The organism is Bacillus mycoides (assembly GCF_018742245.1).
In the GTDB taxonomy this organism is placed as follows: domain Bacteria; phylum Bacillota; class Bacilli; order Bacillales; family Bacillaceae_G; genus Bacillus_A; species Bacillus_A cereus_U.
Genome location: NZ_CP036132.1, coordinates 3364120 through 3378842 on the forward strand (window position 1 = coordinate 3364120; position 14723 = coordinate 3378842).

Here is a 14723-nt window from a genome sequence, read left to right on the forward strand (position 1 = left end):
TGTTCTCTTTTTATCCTTATTCACACTAATGTAGCAAGATGCTCTTTCGCGTCATATTCAACTAAACTTTCAGCATTTTTAATTCGATGAACAAAATCTGGGTTAGCGATTAATGGTCTTCCGAACGCCGCTACATCAATTGTTCCTTCTTGCAATGCTTCTTCTGCCTCTTTCGGATTCAAATTGCCCACCCCAACAATAGTACCATCCCAATATTTTCTTACTAATTGATGAAAATTCTTTCCGTCAGCAATAACTTGCGTATAATTCATCGTTGAAGGGTGAATCATCGCTAATCCAACTTCTTTGAACATATTTACAAAAGTTTCAATCGCAAGTTCTGGATTTTTCCACATATAAGCAGGATTATCACCTTTAAATGCAGAGAAGCGAAGAAGTGTTTTATTAGCTCCAACTGCCTCTATTACAGCCTCGGTTACTTCTTTCATAAATGTTAACCTTTGCTTTAAGTCCCCGCCATATTTATCTGTGCGCTTATTCGCAAACTCATAAGTAAATTGATCAATTAAATATCCGTGTGCACCGTGAATTTCTACTCCATCAAATCCAGCTTCGATTGCGTTCTTTGCAGCTTGTGCATATTGACCGATAACTTCTTTTATTTCTTCTATTGTCATTGCTTCTGGTGTATCAAACGGTTTACGAAAACGCGGAACATTACCCTCCGCAGCAATAGCAGACGGCGCTTGCGGCATTTGACCACCAATTATTTCGTGATGACTCATACGTCCAACATGCCATATTTGAGCAATAATCGTTCCGCCTTCTTTATGTACTGCCTCTGTAACAGGTTTCCAAGAATCAATTTGCGCTTGTGTATAAATACCTGGTACTCCCGGATTCCCTTTTGCTCTCGGGCTAATGACAATTCCTTCTGTAATAATTAATCCAATCCCATCCGCAGCACGTTTTTGGTAATACTCTACTACATCAGTACCAACTACCCCAGTCTCATTATTTGCAAAACATCTCGTCATCGGTGCCATCGCTATGCGATTACGAAGAGACCAAGATCCAATTTGAATCGGATCAAACACCTTTGTTGCATCAATGTTTTCAAAAGATCCCCAATTATTTATATTTGTTCCTGCATAAATATTTGCTGCTTTATTGTTTGAACTTGTCATTTTTCTTCCCCCTTATAAAAAATTACTATAATCGCATCATACTTACTTTTAAATAGTAACGTCAATTTATACGTCTTTAACATTAAAGATTCGAATATTAAACAAATAGAATAATAAAAACAAAAATTAAAGAGGTTTCCTAATTAGGAAACCTCTTTTAGTTGACCATATAAGGCTAACAATTCGTTTATCTCTTTTACATAAAGAAAATAAACAATTATTATCTCCTCACATATGAAAAAAAATCCCGTAACAATAGAAATGAGAGTGGCTCAGTATTCTTCTAAAAATAAAAACTTATATACCTAAAACAATGAAAGCCCTACCTCTCTTTCATCCTTACGGCTCCTTGTCCGTGCCAGTGTGAATCAGGATTGCAAAAATCAAGTAACTATTTTATCGAAGTATTGAATTAAACTTCGAACATTCGTAAAAGAAATTAAAAAATAAAAATGGATTAAATTGTAGTCATAACAAACGAGGTTAATGCTTTAAAAGTGGTTTGAAAGAGTTGAATGTTTTTGAAATGATTGATGTTCTATAATTATATTCCCAAAAAATTCAAGATCTTTTTTGGGATGTAATACATTATCTACAATGAATCTTAACAAAAGCTTTTTATTTGATTTTCTGTGATACCTTCAATTAATCCCAGTTCACTAATCAAAAATTCATGTGCATTATCTAACATTTTCTTTTCGCTTGCATTAAGTGCTTTTTCTTTCTGCATACGTAATAAATCACGTACAACTTCAGCACCTTCTTGTATTTTACCCGTTTTTATTTTATCTGTATTCAATTTATACCTTTGTTTCCACGTCAGTAATCTGTCTGATTCTCCATGTTGAAAAATATCTATTATGTTTGTTAATGCCTTTATATCTGTGACTGGTCGTATATTTGAAGTCAATACTTTCCCAATAGGAATCATCACTTCCATATTACTAGCCGACATTTTTATAACATAATACTGTTGTTTTTCTCCTGTGATTTCCTTTTCTTCTATGGCTTTAATTATACCTGCTCCGTGCATTGGATAAACGATGTTATCGCCAATTTGAAACAAATAATCCACCTCCATATATGGTAACCTTCTCAATCTTAACACACATTTATTTTTTTAGCAAAATTTTTATAATATCACAAAAATATTTTCTATGTCAATTTATTTACGCATAAAAATTCAATCTGTACAGAAACACTAAAAAACCCGCATTTTGTTACATTTTCCACACACATATCTATTCTAATTTCACATTCTCATTTAACATAAAAACACATTACTACATATGAGTAGTAATGTGTTTTTTATAAGGTATAGGAAAACATTCACTTTTAATTTTACGTCTATATACTAACCTGCTTACGAACTGTTTCTCTCGCTAAAAGAAAACTCATAATCACTTGCGCAGCTACTCTACTCGTCATATCCCTAAAATCAAGAGTTGGATCAATTTCTACTATATCCATCCCTTGAACGAGTGGCTCTTTACCAAGGAATTCAATTGCATCAAGTAAAGTTGTACTATCCATTCCACCAGGGCCAATTGCTGGACAGCCTGGCGCAAACGCTTGGTCTAATACGTCCATATCAAGAGAAATATAAATAGAAGTCACACCTTGTTTTCTTAATATTTCAATACTTTCTGAAATAAGATCTTTTATTTCTCGCTCTCTTACATCTTTCATTGTATACACTGTCACGCCATGCTCTTTTGCATATTCATGGTACGCTCGTGCATTTGAAAAATTACGAATCCCAATTTGAACGAGTTGTTTTCCTGTAATCACATCATTTTCTAGCAAACTACGGAACGGTGTACCATTTGATGGACCACCATCATCTAAATTACGTAAATCATGATGGGCATCAAACTGAATAATACCGACCTTCCCTTTACTATTTGCAAAACCAGTTATACTCGGAAAACTAATCGAGTGGTCACCACCAAGAACGATTGGTATCATTTTCGGATTTACTTTCGTCAAGTGGCCAACTGTTTTCGCAATTCGGTTATGACTCTCTTTTATATCTGTCACATGCATCGCAATATCGCCGCAATCATGAAGAACACTTTCTTTCATATCGTGTTCTTCTGTAATTGCGTACGTGCTATATGCATCTAACATCGCACGAATTGTTTTTGGCGCAAAACATGCCCCCGAATGACTAATAGATGGTTTAGAAAGGGGCGCTCCAATTAAGGCAGCACCGAATATTTCTACGCCTTCCTCCCAATCTTTAATCATTTCGCTCCATTTCGTTACTTCACGATCGATAAACTTTGCATTTTTCTTTAAATAGTGGCCGTACTCCACGATTGTTCACCTCTTGTATATGCGATATTACCATTCTTCCATACTGTATTCACATGACTTACACCGTAATGGTACGGTACGTAAGCATAATTATAAGCATCCCATAAAACTAAATCCGCCTTACGACCAACTCTAATTTTCCCAGCTACATCGCCTCGATTAATGGCATAAGATGAGTTAACTGTTACCGCATTCCAAACTTCTTCTGGTGTCATTTTTAGTTTCAGCATTGCAATACTCATAATAAGCTGAATGTTTTCAGTTGGACAGCTTCCTGGGTTAAAGTCTGTAGCTAAAGCAACAGCAACACCTTCATCGATCATTTTGCGGCCGCGTGCGAAACTTTCTTTATTTAAATAGAAAGTTGTTCCTGGTAATAAAGTCGCTACTGTATTAGAATTCGCAAGCATTTCAATTCCTTTATCCGAAGCGCCAACTAAATGGTCCGCTGACGCTGCACCGATTTCAGCCGCTGCTTCCGCACCACCAAGAGGGTCGATTTCATCTGCATGAATTTTCACATCAAAGCCCAGCTCTTTCGCTTTTAATAAAAATTCTTTTGATTCTTCTACAGAAAACACACCTGTTTCACAGAAAATATCAACGAACTCAGCTAATTGCTTCTCTTTCATCTCTGGTAATAGATCTAGCATCCATTGTAAAAATTCTTTCGATCTTCCTTTATACTCTTTCGGAACTGCATGAGCACCTAAAAATGTTGAAACTAAATCAATTGAATGCTCTTTTTGTAATTGTGCAGTTACCTCTAATTGTTTCCATTCCGTCTCATCATCTAATCCGTAACCACTCTTCGCTTCTACGGTTGTTACACCGAAAGATAGCATACGGTCTAAATGAAATTTTGCTTTTTGAACAAGTTCTTCTTTCGATGCTTGTTTCGTTGCATTTACAGTTGAAAGAATACCTCCGCCTTGTTCTAAAATTTCTAGGTACGGAACTCCTTGTAATTTCAGCGCGATTTCATTTTCACGAGATCCACCAAATACAAGATGAGTATGCGGATCTACAAGACCAGGAGAAACCATTTTCCCGCCGCAATCAATAACCTCTTTCGCTTGTAATCCTTTTGCTTCTTCCGCTGTTCCAACGAAAGTAATTACGCCGTTTTCGATTCCAACAGCACCGTTTTCAATAACAGGAAGCGTGTTCATCGCTTCCTGTCTTAACAAGCCATCTTCTTGATCCATTGTTAGTAATTGACCGATATTTATTAGTAAAGTGTCCAGCATGTTTCTTCCTCCTTATTTCATCATTGGAATGTTAACGCCTTTTTCTTTCGCAGTTTGAACCGCTAAGTCATAGCCAGCATCAACGTGACGAACAACACCCATACCAGGGTCAGAAGTTAATACGCGTTCAATACGTTTTGCCGCTGCTTCTGTTCCATCTGCAACGATAACCATTCCAGCATGAAGTGAATAACCCATACCAACGCCACCACCGTGGTGAACAGATACCCAGCTTGCACCGTTTACACTGTTAATTAATGCATTTAAAATTGGCCAGTCTGCTACTGCATCACTACCGTCTTTCATAGATTCTGTTTCACGGTTTGGAGATGCTACTGATCCGCAATCTAAATGGTCACGGCCGATAACGATCGGTGCTGATAATTCACCATTAGCCACCATTTCATTAATAATGCGGCCAAATTTTGCACGCTCACCATAACCAAGCCAACAAATACGTGATGGAAGACCTTGGAACTCAACTTGCTGACGTGCCATACGAATCCAATTACATAAATGCTCATTATCCGCGAACTCGCGTAAAATAACTTCGTCTGTTTTATAAATATCTTCTGGATCACCAGAAAGTGCTACCCAGCGGAATGGTCCTTTTCCTTCACAGAATAATGGACGGATAAATGCTGGAACGAATCCTGGGAAATCGAAAGCATTTTTTAATCCTTCATCGAAAGCAACTTGGCGAATGTTATTTCCGTAATCAAATGTAATCGCACCTTTTTCTTGCATTGCAAGCATTGCTTCTACATGTTTTTTCATACTTTCTTTTGATAATTGTACGTAACGTTCTGGATCTTCTTCACGAAGTTTCTCTGCTTCTTCTACTGTGTAACCTACTGGAATATAACCATTTAATGGATCATGAGCAGATGTTTGATCCGTAACTAAATCTGGCGTAATATTACGCTTCACTAGCTCTGGTAAAATCTCTGCCGCATTTCCTAACAGTCCAATTGAAATTGGCTCTTTCTTCTCTTTATACTCGTTCGCAATAGTTAACGCTTCTTCTAAAGACTCTGTATACAGATCACAATATCTCTTTTCAATACGACGGTCGATACTACGCTTATCTACATCAATAGCAATTACAACACCGCCGTTCATCGTTACAGCAAGAGGTTGTGCGCCACCCATGCCACCTAAACCAGCAGTAATCGTTACAGTACCTTTTAATGAACCATCGAAATGTTGACGTGCCGCTTCACCAAATGTTTCATATGTTCCTTGTAAAATCCCTTGTGTTCCAATGTAAATCCAGCTACCTGCTGTCATTTGTCCGTACATCATAAGACCTTTTTTCTCTAGTTCACGGAAGTGATCCCAGTTCGCCCATTTTGGTACTAAGTTTGAGTTCGCTAAAAGAACGCGAGGCGCGTCTTCATGTGATTTAAAAATTGCAACTGGTTTTCCTGATTGAACAAGTAACGTTTCGTCGCTTTCTAACGTTTTTAATGAATCAACAATTGCATGGTAGCTTTCCCAGTTACGAGCTGCACGGCCAATTCCGCCGTATACAACTAATTCTTCTGGTTTTTCAGCTACTTCAGGATCTAAATTGTTCATTAACATTCGAAGTGCAGCTTCTTGAACCCATCCTTTCGTTTGTAACTCAGTACCTCTTGCCGCACGAATTGTTTGTTGTACTTTTTCCATTTCAATCTCTCCCTTTTCTCATTTTATAGTGCTGCATTTACATCCAATCTTTCCTTTATTGAATAGTTCGTTTTTAACCAATGCGCGATATTTTCGATATCCGTTGAGAATATACGGTCATTTGTAATAGAAGGCACTTGCTGACGACCTTGATGATAGAACGTTTTTGTAACTGTACTCATGTTTTCAATCCCGCGATATTCTGCTGCTTGCATCGCACAGATCATCTCAATTGCAAGAACGCGTCTTGCATTTTGAATAATTTGATGCGCATGACGTGAAGCGATTGTTCCCATACTTACGTGATCTTCTTGGTTAGCTGACGACGGAATTGAATCTACACTCGCTGGATGAGCTAATGTTTTATTTTCTGAAACGAGTGAAGCCGCTGCATATTGCATAATCATGGCACCTGATTGAAGTCCTGGTTCTGGACTTAAAAATGGTGGTAAGTCATTTAATTGCGGATTTACTAGGCGTTCAATACGGCGCTCTGAAATATTTGCAAGCTCCGCCATCCCTACTTTTAAGAAATCCATTGCAAATGCAATTGGTTGTCCGTGGAAATTACCACCAGAAATTACTTTTTCCCCGCCATCAAAAATAAGTGGATTATCTGTTGCTGCATTCATTTCAATTTCTAATTTTTCTTTCACATAATTTAAAACTTGCCAAGAAGCACCGTGAACTTGCGGGATACAACGAAGTGAATATGCATCTTGTACACGAAGTTCTCCTTGTTTTGTCACAAGTTTACTATCATGAAGAATATCACGAATTCTGCTTGCCACTTCCACTTGCTCTTTATAACCACGCGCTTTATGAACATTTTCATCGAATGCATCAATAATGCCGCGTAATCCTTCCATTGTCATCGATGCAATTAATTCTGATTGATAAGCACTTGCTTCAGCTTCTATATAAGAAAGAACCCCTTGCGCTGTCATCGCCTGCGTACCATTGATTAACGCAAGACCTTCTTTTGCTTCAAGTTCAATAGGTTCAAGTCCTTCTTCTGTAAGAGCAACCATCGCATGAACTCGTTTTCCTTTGTAGAACACTTCACCTTCACCTAATAAAACGAGAGCAAGATGAGATAAAGGTGCTAAATCACCGCTCGCTCCTAGTGATCCTTGTTGCGGAACGACCGGATGAATTTTACGATTTACAAACTCAAGAAGCATATTTACAACAAGTGGTCTAACACCCGATACTCCTTTTAACATCGTATTAGCTCGTAAAATCAACATACCGCGTGATACTTCTTCCGGGAATGGATCGCCTATTCCGCACGCATGTGACTGAATTAAATTATGCTGAAGTGCCTTTACATCATCTTTTTGAATAAGTACATCACTAAACTTTCCAAATCCAGTTGTAATACCATAAACGACTTTTCCGTCCTCTACGATTTTCTCAACTACTTCGCGGCACTCCGCTACCTTTTGCATACTATTTGGACAAGCTGTTACACCTTCACCTTCAAGTAACAACCTCTTCATTTCTTCAACTGTCAATGTATGTCCTGTTAACGTAATCATTCTTTTTCCTCCTTATAAAGGCAAAAGGGGACCTTATCTTTTTAAGACAGACTTCTGTCCTAAAAAATAAGGCCCCCTTCTAACTAATAGACTATGGGCAAATCATATGTGATTAATTCCTAAACCAATCGCCTCATGCTCAGATCCTTTTACAGGTGCACCAATCGTTCCATAAAGTGCAACAGCAACCCATTCGCCTTCTTTTTTTCCGTCGTATGGTGTACCGCGCACAATCGCAAAGCGAAGTCCTACTGTACGAAGAACGTCTGCTAACTGAATTTGACCTCTCGTCACTCCGTACAAAGCTTCCATAATTGCATGATAAAGTGCATGTGTTTCTCTGTAAACATCTGTTTCAATAACTCGGTTGCTCTTAGCCGCTGTTTCCATTGCTGCTACTACTTTTTGCGAATTCATAGAACCAACTTTCCCAGTACAATATTTCCAACCTTTTGGAATAGATAATACGGGACTTTCATTCTCATCCGCAAGTGCCAACAGCATGGCCATACGACCAATTCGATGTGTTCCTTGAAGAAGCATGTGACTCTCTCATTTCTTTTGAATTATTTGAATATTACTTAATTTAAGAATATATGAAAACGGTTAAATCGTCAATAGTTTAAAATATTATTCAAGCAATTTTTTATCCCTCTCATACTTGTACTTGTGTACACAATTTATTTACAGATTTTTTTCAGACGTGCTATAGTCTCACTAACAGATGCAAAGGGGTGAGATTTCAGTGGCGAAGCGAAAGGATATTCATTTTCGAATTGAAGAAAAATTACTTGCAAGGTTTGAATCGGCACTCCATTACGAAAGTTTAAATAAAACAGACGTATTAACACATGCGATTCAGCAATTTTGCATAAAGGTGGAATGTGAAAAAATGAATGATGTAAAACGCCAATACAACGTTAGTAACCATTTACAAACACGTATCGATACGCATACATATTTCGAAGAGAAACGAGTGAATGTAGATGAAGTCGTCATTGAACATTTACAACTCCAAGGGGAAGAAAAAATATTAGAGGTCAGGTGCGCTAATGGAAAATTCCTTTCCCTTTTGCAAAACAATGGTCATAAAGTCCAGTTAACCGGCTTTGATCAATCGAAAACCATGATTTCTGAAGCCGCTATAACGAATAATACGATTGAATGGAAACTCGGTGACGCTAGTAAACTTCCTTTCGAGGCTAATTGTTATGACTGGGTAATCGCAAGACATATGTTATACCATATGAAAGATGTCGAAAGAACAATCCAAGGATTCCATAAAGTAATTCGTCCCGGCGGCGCCCTTTTAGCTACAACAAATTCTAAAGTTTCATTGCCTCGTATAGTTGAAATGTGCAACAACATGCTAGACGCATTTGATTTACCGAAAACATCACCAGCAGTCGCTCCATTTTGTTTAGAAAATGGTAAAGATCTATTACACTCTGTTTTTTCAACTGTTGAAGAAACAATTATTCATAATGCACTTGTTTTTCATCATTCCACTCCAATCGTTAACTATATATCTAGCATGTTTCCGTCGCTGAATATACCTGATAATATGTCCCTTCACACCGAAATGAAGGAATGGCTAAAAGAAGAAATAGAAAATGAATTAACAATTCATGACGGTATATGGAGCGATCCGAAAACGTTAGTGATTTATCAATGTAAAAAAAGCTAGCATTTGCTAGCTTTTACACGTTTTCTGGTAACAGATTCTCCATCATCATATTGCCCTTGCCACTATAAAAATTTATATTATGTTCATTCGCTACCCCAAAATAATAGGCAATCGCTATTCCAAATGGTACAAATGCATGTCCTTGTGCTGTAATAATATTTGCGTGCTGTACAACTTCTTCATACACAAAATTTTCTACTGGAAAACAATCTAAGTTTTGATAATCTATGGTCGCTGTATAAGAAATTTCTTTAAATAAACCTGCTCTTGCTAACGCATACGGTCCAGCACAAATCGCTGCCACTAATTTGTCTTGTTCAGAGAATTGACGAATAACTGAAAAAAGCAGTTCTGCCTCTTTCATATGTATTTCATCTCCACCTGGAATAAGAATCCCCTCATACTCTTCCACACGCACTTCATTTAATTCTATGTGCGGTTGTACTTGCAAGCCCGTTTCACTTATAACCATTTCTTTCGTTACACCCGCTGTAATAATCTCATATTTATTTTTCAGCAATGCCGTTGCTACCGTAATTTCAAACTCCGCAAATGTTGGGTATACGAATAATAATATTTTTTTCATAGTCCTTTCTCCTTTAGCCACTCTATAAAATATGCCTCTAATTCGTTCACTGCTAGTACATTAGTGTTCACATAAGTTATAGGAAATTGTTTATACCATTCCTTTTCGATTTCTACTAATTTAAATTGTTCATCAAATGTACTTCGATTTCTTGCCCTATCATTATTTTTTCTATCATACAAATTCTCTTTCGAAACATCTAAATAAAAAATTGCATCTGAACGACATTCTCTTAATTTATACAATTCATCTTTTAATTCTGTTTCTATATCCCACTCTTTCCCTATCATCTTCGGATAAAAAAGTGTATAAAATTCAATATCTTCTGGTCCGCGATCAAAAATTATGACTGAACTTTTCACATTTTGAAACTCTTTTATTTTTGCTTCAATAAACATTTTTTGATTTGTAATAAACCCATCTTTTGTGTAAATATCCAAATTTAATTCTTTCCGCTTTTCTACAATTGGATAAGGATTTTCATATATAACTGAAAGCCCACATCGCTCTAACCTTTTGGCCAATGTTGTTTTTCCACTTGCCATAGGTCCTTGAAGTGAAATTACGTATGCCATCCCTCTCATTCCCTTTTCCTATAATACATTGATAATATACAGAATTTTGAAAACAATCAACAAAATATATATCATCTTGTTTCTTATTCTTATCTAACTTATAATAAAAATAGAGATTATGACGGACGCATCAATAATGTAAGCTTGGAAATCCAAGCTTACATTATTTTTTGCTTTCCCTTTTCTAATAAAAAGAGTATACTAATCTGGAACGTATGTTCTTAATGATTACATACAGTAAGGAGATAGAACAATGGTATACGACACAAAAGCAATTTCTTGGAATGAATCTTTAAAACAACTTCAACGCCGCTATACAAATAAACAAGTTGACCGAAAAGAATTTGAAGATATCGAACTGATGGAATTCTTCCGCGATAACAACTACATTTCTTTACCTACACATATAAGCGGCCTATCAACAACACGTTTTACTTCTTACTCTATTTTCACAACCGAAGATAAAGATCGTAAAGTTGGCACACTTATCATTGAATACGTAGAAGATGACAATGATATTTTACGCGTTGAACAACTATACTTCGTTTAAATCACAACGCTTGGTCATTTTGACCAAGCGTTCTTGCTTTCTATGAATCTCACTGTTTATAATATGAATAAAAGAAAACCACAATCATTAAGGGGGGGGTACGCTTGCTCGAAGGATGGTTCAGTTGGTTCATTGTATTATGGACTGTCATTTTACTAGGGCTTATGTCTATCGGTGGATACTTTATGTTCAGAAAATTTTTAAAACGATTACCAAAAGAAGACGGTATGTCTATTTTAGATTGGGAAGCACACTACATAAATAAAACGAAACATTTATGGGCTGACGAGCAAAAACAATTGTTAGAAGAGCTCGTAAGTCCTGTTCCAGAACTATTTCGCGATGTTGCTAAATCAAAAATTGCTGGCAAAATTGGAGAGCTTGCCTTACAAGAAAATGCCTCCCAAATCACACAAGATTTAATTATTAAAGGATATATTATTGCCACACCAAAGCGTGATCATAAATTTTTAGTTAAAAAATTGCAAGAAAAAGAGATTGATTATTCGAATTATAAAACTTTACTTGCAAAATAATCTTCATTTTTTTCCCTATTTTCAACAAGTTAACATCAATGGTAAACGTTTTATACGTCGTGGTTGGGACAGAAGATGTTAACAATACCAATAAAAAGACAGCGTCTTTGACGCTGTCTTTTTATTTTATACATATACAGTTTTTAAGTTAGCTTCATATCTTTTTCATTATAAAAACCATCTTCTTTTTCCATTTCCTTCTGTAATTTCGTAAAGGAACGGTACATCGCAATTCTCCAGGATACAATCATCGCAAACGCAAGTAAGAAGAACATGCCGCTAAGTTGTCCTAAATCAAGAGATTGACTTAAGTATGTTTTAAATACAATCCGCACTACCAGTAATCCAATTAATATAAAAACAAATGCTTTTGAACGCTTCAAGTAAATCTCTTGTCCTCTAATTTCAAATTTAGATGTTTTAATAAGAAAAATAGAGAAAATCAAACCAACACCAATTGCTTCTAACATTTCTGCTGGAGTTAATCGGAATTCAGGAAAAACATACATCAATGCTCCCGTGCTCATAAAAAATGGTGGAAGTATAATTTTTTTCAATGTTGCGGGTTTCTTAGCTGCTTTTAAACGAATAAACATCGCACCGACAGCCATACAAACAGCAACGATACTTGATAACAAAACTATGTTCATATTTTCTCATCCTTTTTTGTGGCTATATGCAAAATATAATTTCATTATATGCTTTTCCGTTAGTATTTCCAACATTTTCACAGAATAATACTAAAAACCGGTAAATCCACCAAATAAACTTGAGAAATATACGATAATTTTCGTCATCCAATTAAAGTATAGGAAGATCCCCATAACGATCATTATGTATCCTCCGACTTTCATGAACGCCATACTATTTCTTTTAATCCAAGACATTTTCGTAATAAAGAATGAAAGTACGAAAAAAGGAATCGCAAATCCAAGTATGTAAGCAATCATATAAATCATTGCCGATTCTGGATTTGTTGCAGCTAATCCAATTACAGACACTAATATAGGCCCCGTACAAGGTGTCCATCCAGCGGCAAATGCTAATCCAATTAGAACTGAACCAAAATAACCACTCGGACGGTTTTTAAAAGTAAATTTACGATCTTGCATTAAAAACTTCGGCTTAAATACACCGACGATAATAAGACCGAACACGATGATAAATATACCACCTAGCTGTCTAATTAAATCTTTATAATCCGTAAAAATTCCTCCGATAAAACTTGTACCAAATCCAATTGCGATAAATATAATCGAAAATCCAAGTAAGAAAAACGCTGTATGTATCATACTTCTTTTGCGAAGCATTGCATTTTCTTCTTTCAATTCAGAAACCGACATACCTGTTATGTATGATAAAAATGCCGGATAAAGCGGTAAGCAACATGGGGATATAAATGATAAGAACCCAGCTCCAAACGCTAAAAAAATACTAATATCTTGCATTATTCCACTCCTCTCCTCCTCCATATTGTAGCAAAAACAATTGAAAATACTATGGACATTTCATGAATTCACTTTTCCAACGTGACAATAAGAAAAACTACCCTTTCACACAGTTTCTAATAAAACGTTTTCATTTCCTTCTATTATATAGAAAAATCTCAATTGAATTATGAAACTCTTTCTAATTGTTACTAACATAACAAAGGTTCCACAGTTTCTCAAATCATTAGCACATTACAATTAACTTCACACATATTAAGCCTAAAAATTTTTTTTCAAATGCTGTCTTTATACAACGTAAAGCTGATTTTACAATACTTTAATTATTATTAATTTCAAGATTATGCATAAATATCATACTTTTATTATTATTCTATAAAATTTCGCACTTTTCTTTCATTTGACCCTTCATTTTTAATTTTGTATACTTCCCTCTAGTTATATATGTCCGTTACGGAACAATTTCATATAGATGGGAGGAATTTTTCATGCTTCGTTATTCTCTTTTAGTTTTATTAGGAGCGTGTAGTTATGGGGTTTTAGCTATTTTTGTTAAACTTGCATATGCAGAAGGATTTTCACTTGGAGAGGTAATTGGTAGCCAGTATTTGTTCGGTTGGATTATTTTACTTGCTATTACACTTCTATTTTCTAGACATCGTGTTCCACTAAAACAAATGTTAATTTTATTCGTCGCAGGTACGTCTGCAAGTTTTACTGGAATTTTTTATTACGCTTCTTTAAAAACTGTACCAGCTTCTATTGCAATTATACTTTTATTCCAATTCGTTTGGGTTGGAATTATCATTGAAGCAATTACAACGAAAACATTACCTTCAAGAGAAAAAGTTATTTCAGTAATCTTCTTACTTGCAGGTACATTTTTATCAAGTGGGTTATTAGAAACATCAGCTGGTGATTTCGATACGACTGGAATCATTTTAGGCTTATTATCTGCTATTACATTTGCAACATACATTTTCGTAAGTGGTAAAGTTGCCGTTGAAGTACCTTCGTTACCACGCGGTGTCCTTTTAATGGCTGGCGCTTTAACTTTAGTCATGATCGTATTCCCGCCAACATTTATTTTTAACGGAGCAATTTCTCAAGGCCTTTGGAAATACGGCTTAGGATTAGGAATATTTAGTATCGTTATTCCGTCCATTGCCTTTACAATCGGTATTCCAAAAATCGGATCTGGCTTAGCAACTATTCTTGGTGCAGCAGAACTGCCAGTTACAACAATTATGTCTGTATTCGTTTTAAAAGAAGCTGTACTATCTTCACAATGGGTCGGTGTATCACTTATTTTAATCGGTATTGCAATCCCGCAAATTGCATATGCAATGCGTGGACGTTATAAAAAACAGCATACTCATAAAAAAGTTGCAGCATAAACGAGAGAGGATTTT

The 14723-nt window shown here is 36.0% G+C and carries 15 protein-coding genes and 1 pseudogene; 4 read left to right on the forward strand and 12 right to left on the reverse strand.

What is annotated here, in order from left to right; translation table 11 throughout:
- Positions 1 to 20: 20 nt before the first annotated feature.
- The 7 genes from EXW56_RS17170 to hutP all read right to left on the reverse strand — a co-directional run bounded on the left by EXW56_RS17170 (position 21) and on the right by hutP (position 8472).
- Positions 21 to 1148, reverse strand: a complete 1128-nt coding sequence (locus EXW56_RS17170) for an alkene reductase (protein ID WP_002199659.1) — start codon at positions 1146 to 1148, stop codon at positions 21 to 23.
- A 604-nt stretch (positions 1149 to 1752) separates the two neighbouring features.
- A complete protein-coding gene (locus tag EXW56_RS17175) occupies positions 1753 to 2214 on the reverse strand; it encodes a CarD family transcriptional regulator (RefSeq protein ID WP_176555913.1) in 462 nt (153 codons plus the stop codon).
- Positions 2215 to 2495: 281 nt separating this feature from the next.
- The gene (gene hutG, locus EXW56_RS17180) at positions 2496 to 3467 is read right to left on the reverse strand and encodes a formimidoylglutamase (protein ID WP_002199657.1); all 972 of its coding nucleotides are present in this window, start codon (positions 3465 to 3467) and stop codon (positions 2496 to 2498) included.
- Positions 3446 to 4717 carry an imidazolonepropionase gene (gene hutI, locus EXW56_RS17185; protein WP_002111179.1) on the reverse strand — a complete coding sequence of 424 codons (1272 nt, stop codon included), beginning with the start codon at positions 4715 to 4717 and terminating at the stop codon, positions 3446 to 3448. The genes hutG and hutI overlap by 22 nt, the downstream gene beginning before the upstream one ends.
- Positions 4718 to 4729: 12 nt before the next feature.
- Positions 4730 to 6388 (reverse strand): urocanate hydratase, encoded by a 1659-nt coding sequence (hutU, locus tag EXW56_RS17190; RefSeq protein WP_002111180.1) that lies wholly within the window; start codon positions 6386 to 6388, stop codon positions 4730 to 4732.
- A gap of 23 nt (positions 6389 to 6411) precedes the next feature.
- Positions 6412 to 7929 (reverse strand): histidine ammonia-lyase, encoded by a 1518-nt coding sequence (gene hutH, locus EXW56_RS17195; RefSeq protein ID WP_002066582.1) that lies wholly within the window; start codon positions 7927 to 7929, stop codon positions 6412 to 6414.
- Between the two features lie 102 nt (positions 7930 to 8031).
- A complete protein-coding gene (hutP, locus tag EXW56_RS17200) occupies positions 8032 to 8472 on the reverse strand; it encodes a histidine utilization transcription antiterminator HutP (RefSeq protein ID WP_000926519.1) in 441 nt (146 codons plus the stop codon).
- 202 nt (positions 8473 to 8674) lie between these two features.
- Between hutP and EXW56_RS17205 the strand changes: the two genes are divergently transcribed.
- The gene (locus EXW56_RS17205) at positions 8675 to 9616 is read left to right on the forward strand and encodes a class I SAM-dependent methyltransferase (protein WP_098988323.1); all 942 of its coding nucleotides are present in this window, start codon (positions 8675 to 8677) and stop codon (positions 9614 to 9616) included.
- 13 nt (positions 9617 to 9629) lie between these two features.
- Here the strand turns inward: EXW56_RS17205 and EXW56_RS17210 are convergent, their stop codons facing one another.
- A complete protein-coding gene (locus tag EXW56_RS17210; RefSeq protein WP_002199655.1) occupies positions 9630 to 10202 on the reverse strand; it encodes a DJ-1/PfpI family protein in 573 nt (190 codons plus the stop codon).
- On the reverse strand, positions 10199 to 10777 hold the full coding sequence (locus EXW56_RS17215) for an AAA family ATPase (protein ID WP_033716689.1): 579 nt from the start codon (positions 10775 to 10777) through the stop codon (positions 10199 to 10201). Before EXW56_RS17215 ends, EXW56_RS17210 begins: the two co-directional genes overlap by 4 nt.
- Positions 10778 to 11030: 253 nt before the next feature.
- Here EXW56_RS17215 and EXW56_RS17220 point away from each other — a divergent pair, with 253 nt between their 5' ends.
- Together EXW56_RS17220 and EXW56_RS17225 are read left to right on the forward strand one after the other, a co-directional pair.
- A complete protein-coding gene (locus tag EXW56_RS17220; RefSeq protein WP_002199653.1) occupies positions 11031 to 11327 on the forward strand; it encodes a hypothetical protein in 297 nt (98 codons plus the stop codon).
- A gap of 104 nt (positions 11328 to 11431) precedes the next feature.
- Positions 11432 to 11863: a DUF2621 domain-containing protein gene (locus EXW56_RS17225; protein ID WP_002199652.1), complete on the forward strand. Its 432-nt coding sequence runs from the start codon at positions 11432 to 11434 to the stop codon at positions 11861 to 11863.
- 143 nt (positions 11864 to 12006) lie between these two features.
- Here the strand turns inward: EXW56_RS17225 and EXW56_RS17230 are convergent, their stop codons facing one another.
- The 3 genes and pseudogenes from EXW56_RS17230 to EXW56_RS28010 form a co-directional block, all read right to left on the reverse strand.
- Positions 12007 to 12513, reverse strand: coding sequence for a CcdC family protein (locus EXW56_RS17230; RefSeq protein ID WP_001028440.1), 507 nt, complete (start codon positions 12511 to 12513; stop codon positions 12007 to 12009).
- 90 nt (positions 12514 to 12603) lie between these two features.
- Positions 12604 to 13311, reverse strand: coding sequence for a cytochrome c-type biogenesis protein CcdA (gene ccdA / locus EXW56_RS17235; protein WP_001152675.1), 708 nt, complete (start codon positions 13309 to 13311; stop codon positions 12604 to 12606).
- 60 nt (positions 13312 to 13371) lie between these two features.
- A pseudogene (locus EXW56_RS28010) lies at positions 13372 to 13479 on the reverse strand (peptidase T).
- 320 nt (positions 13480 to 13799) lie between these two features.
- On the opposite strand from EXW56_RS28010, the gene EXW56_RS17240 reads away from it, so the two are divergent.
- Complete coding sequence (locus tag EXW56_RS17240) at positions 13800 to 14708, forward strand: EamA family transporter (RefSeq protein ID WP_002111188.1); 909 nt, start codon at positions 13800 to 13802, stop codon at positions 14706 to 14708.
- Positions 14709 to 14723: the final 15 nt, after the last annotated feature.

Excerpts from the sequence above, each read along its gene's own strand:
- EXW56_RS17170 (WP_002199659.1), bottom strand. The coding sequence starts at position 1,148 with ATGACAAGTTCAAACAATAAAGCAGCAAATATTTATGCAGGAACAAAT.
- hutI (WP_002111179.1), bottom strand. The coding sequence starts at position 4,717 with ATGCTGGACACTTTACTAATAAATATCGGTCAATTACTAACAATGGAT.
- hutU (WP_002111180.1), bottom strand. The coding sequence starts at position 6,388 with ATGGAAAAAGTACAACAAACAATTCGTGCGGCAAGAGGTACTGAGTTA.
- hutH (WP_002066582.1), bottom strand. The coding sequence starts at position 7,929 with ATGATTACGTTAACAGGACATACATTGACAGTTGAAGAAATGAAGAGG.
- hutP (WP_000926519.1), bottom strand. The coding sequence starts at position 8,472 with ATGCTTCTTCAAGGAACACATCGAATTGGTCGTATGGCCATGCTGTTG.
- EXW56_RS17210 (WP_002199655.1), bottom strand. The coding sequence starts at position 10,202 with ATGAAAAAAATATTATTATTCGTATACCCAACATTTGCGGAGTTTGAA.
- EXW56_RS17215 (WP_033716689.1), bottom strand. The coding sequence starts at position 10,777 with ATGGCATACGTAATTTCACTTCAAGGACCTATGGCAAGTGGAAAAACA.
- EXW56_RS17220 (WP_002199653.1), top strand. The coding sequence starts at position 11,031 with ATGGTATACGACACAAAAGCAATTTCTTGGAATGAATCTTTAAAACAA.
- EXW56_RS17230 (WP_001028440.1), bottom strand. The coding sequence starts at position 12,513 with ATGAACATAGTTTTGTTATCAAGTATCGTTGCTGTTTGTATGGCTGTC.
- ccdA (WP_001152675.1), bottom strand. The coding sequence starts at position 13,311 with ATGCAAGATATTAGTATTTTTTTAGCGTTTGGAGCTGGGTTCTTATCA.
- EXW56_RS17240 (WP_002111188.1), top strand. The coding sequence starts at position 13,800 with ATGCTTCGTTATTCTCTTTTAGTTTTATTAGGAGCGTGTAGTTATGGG.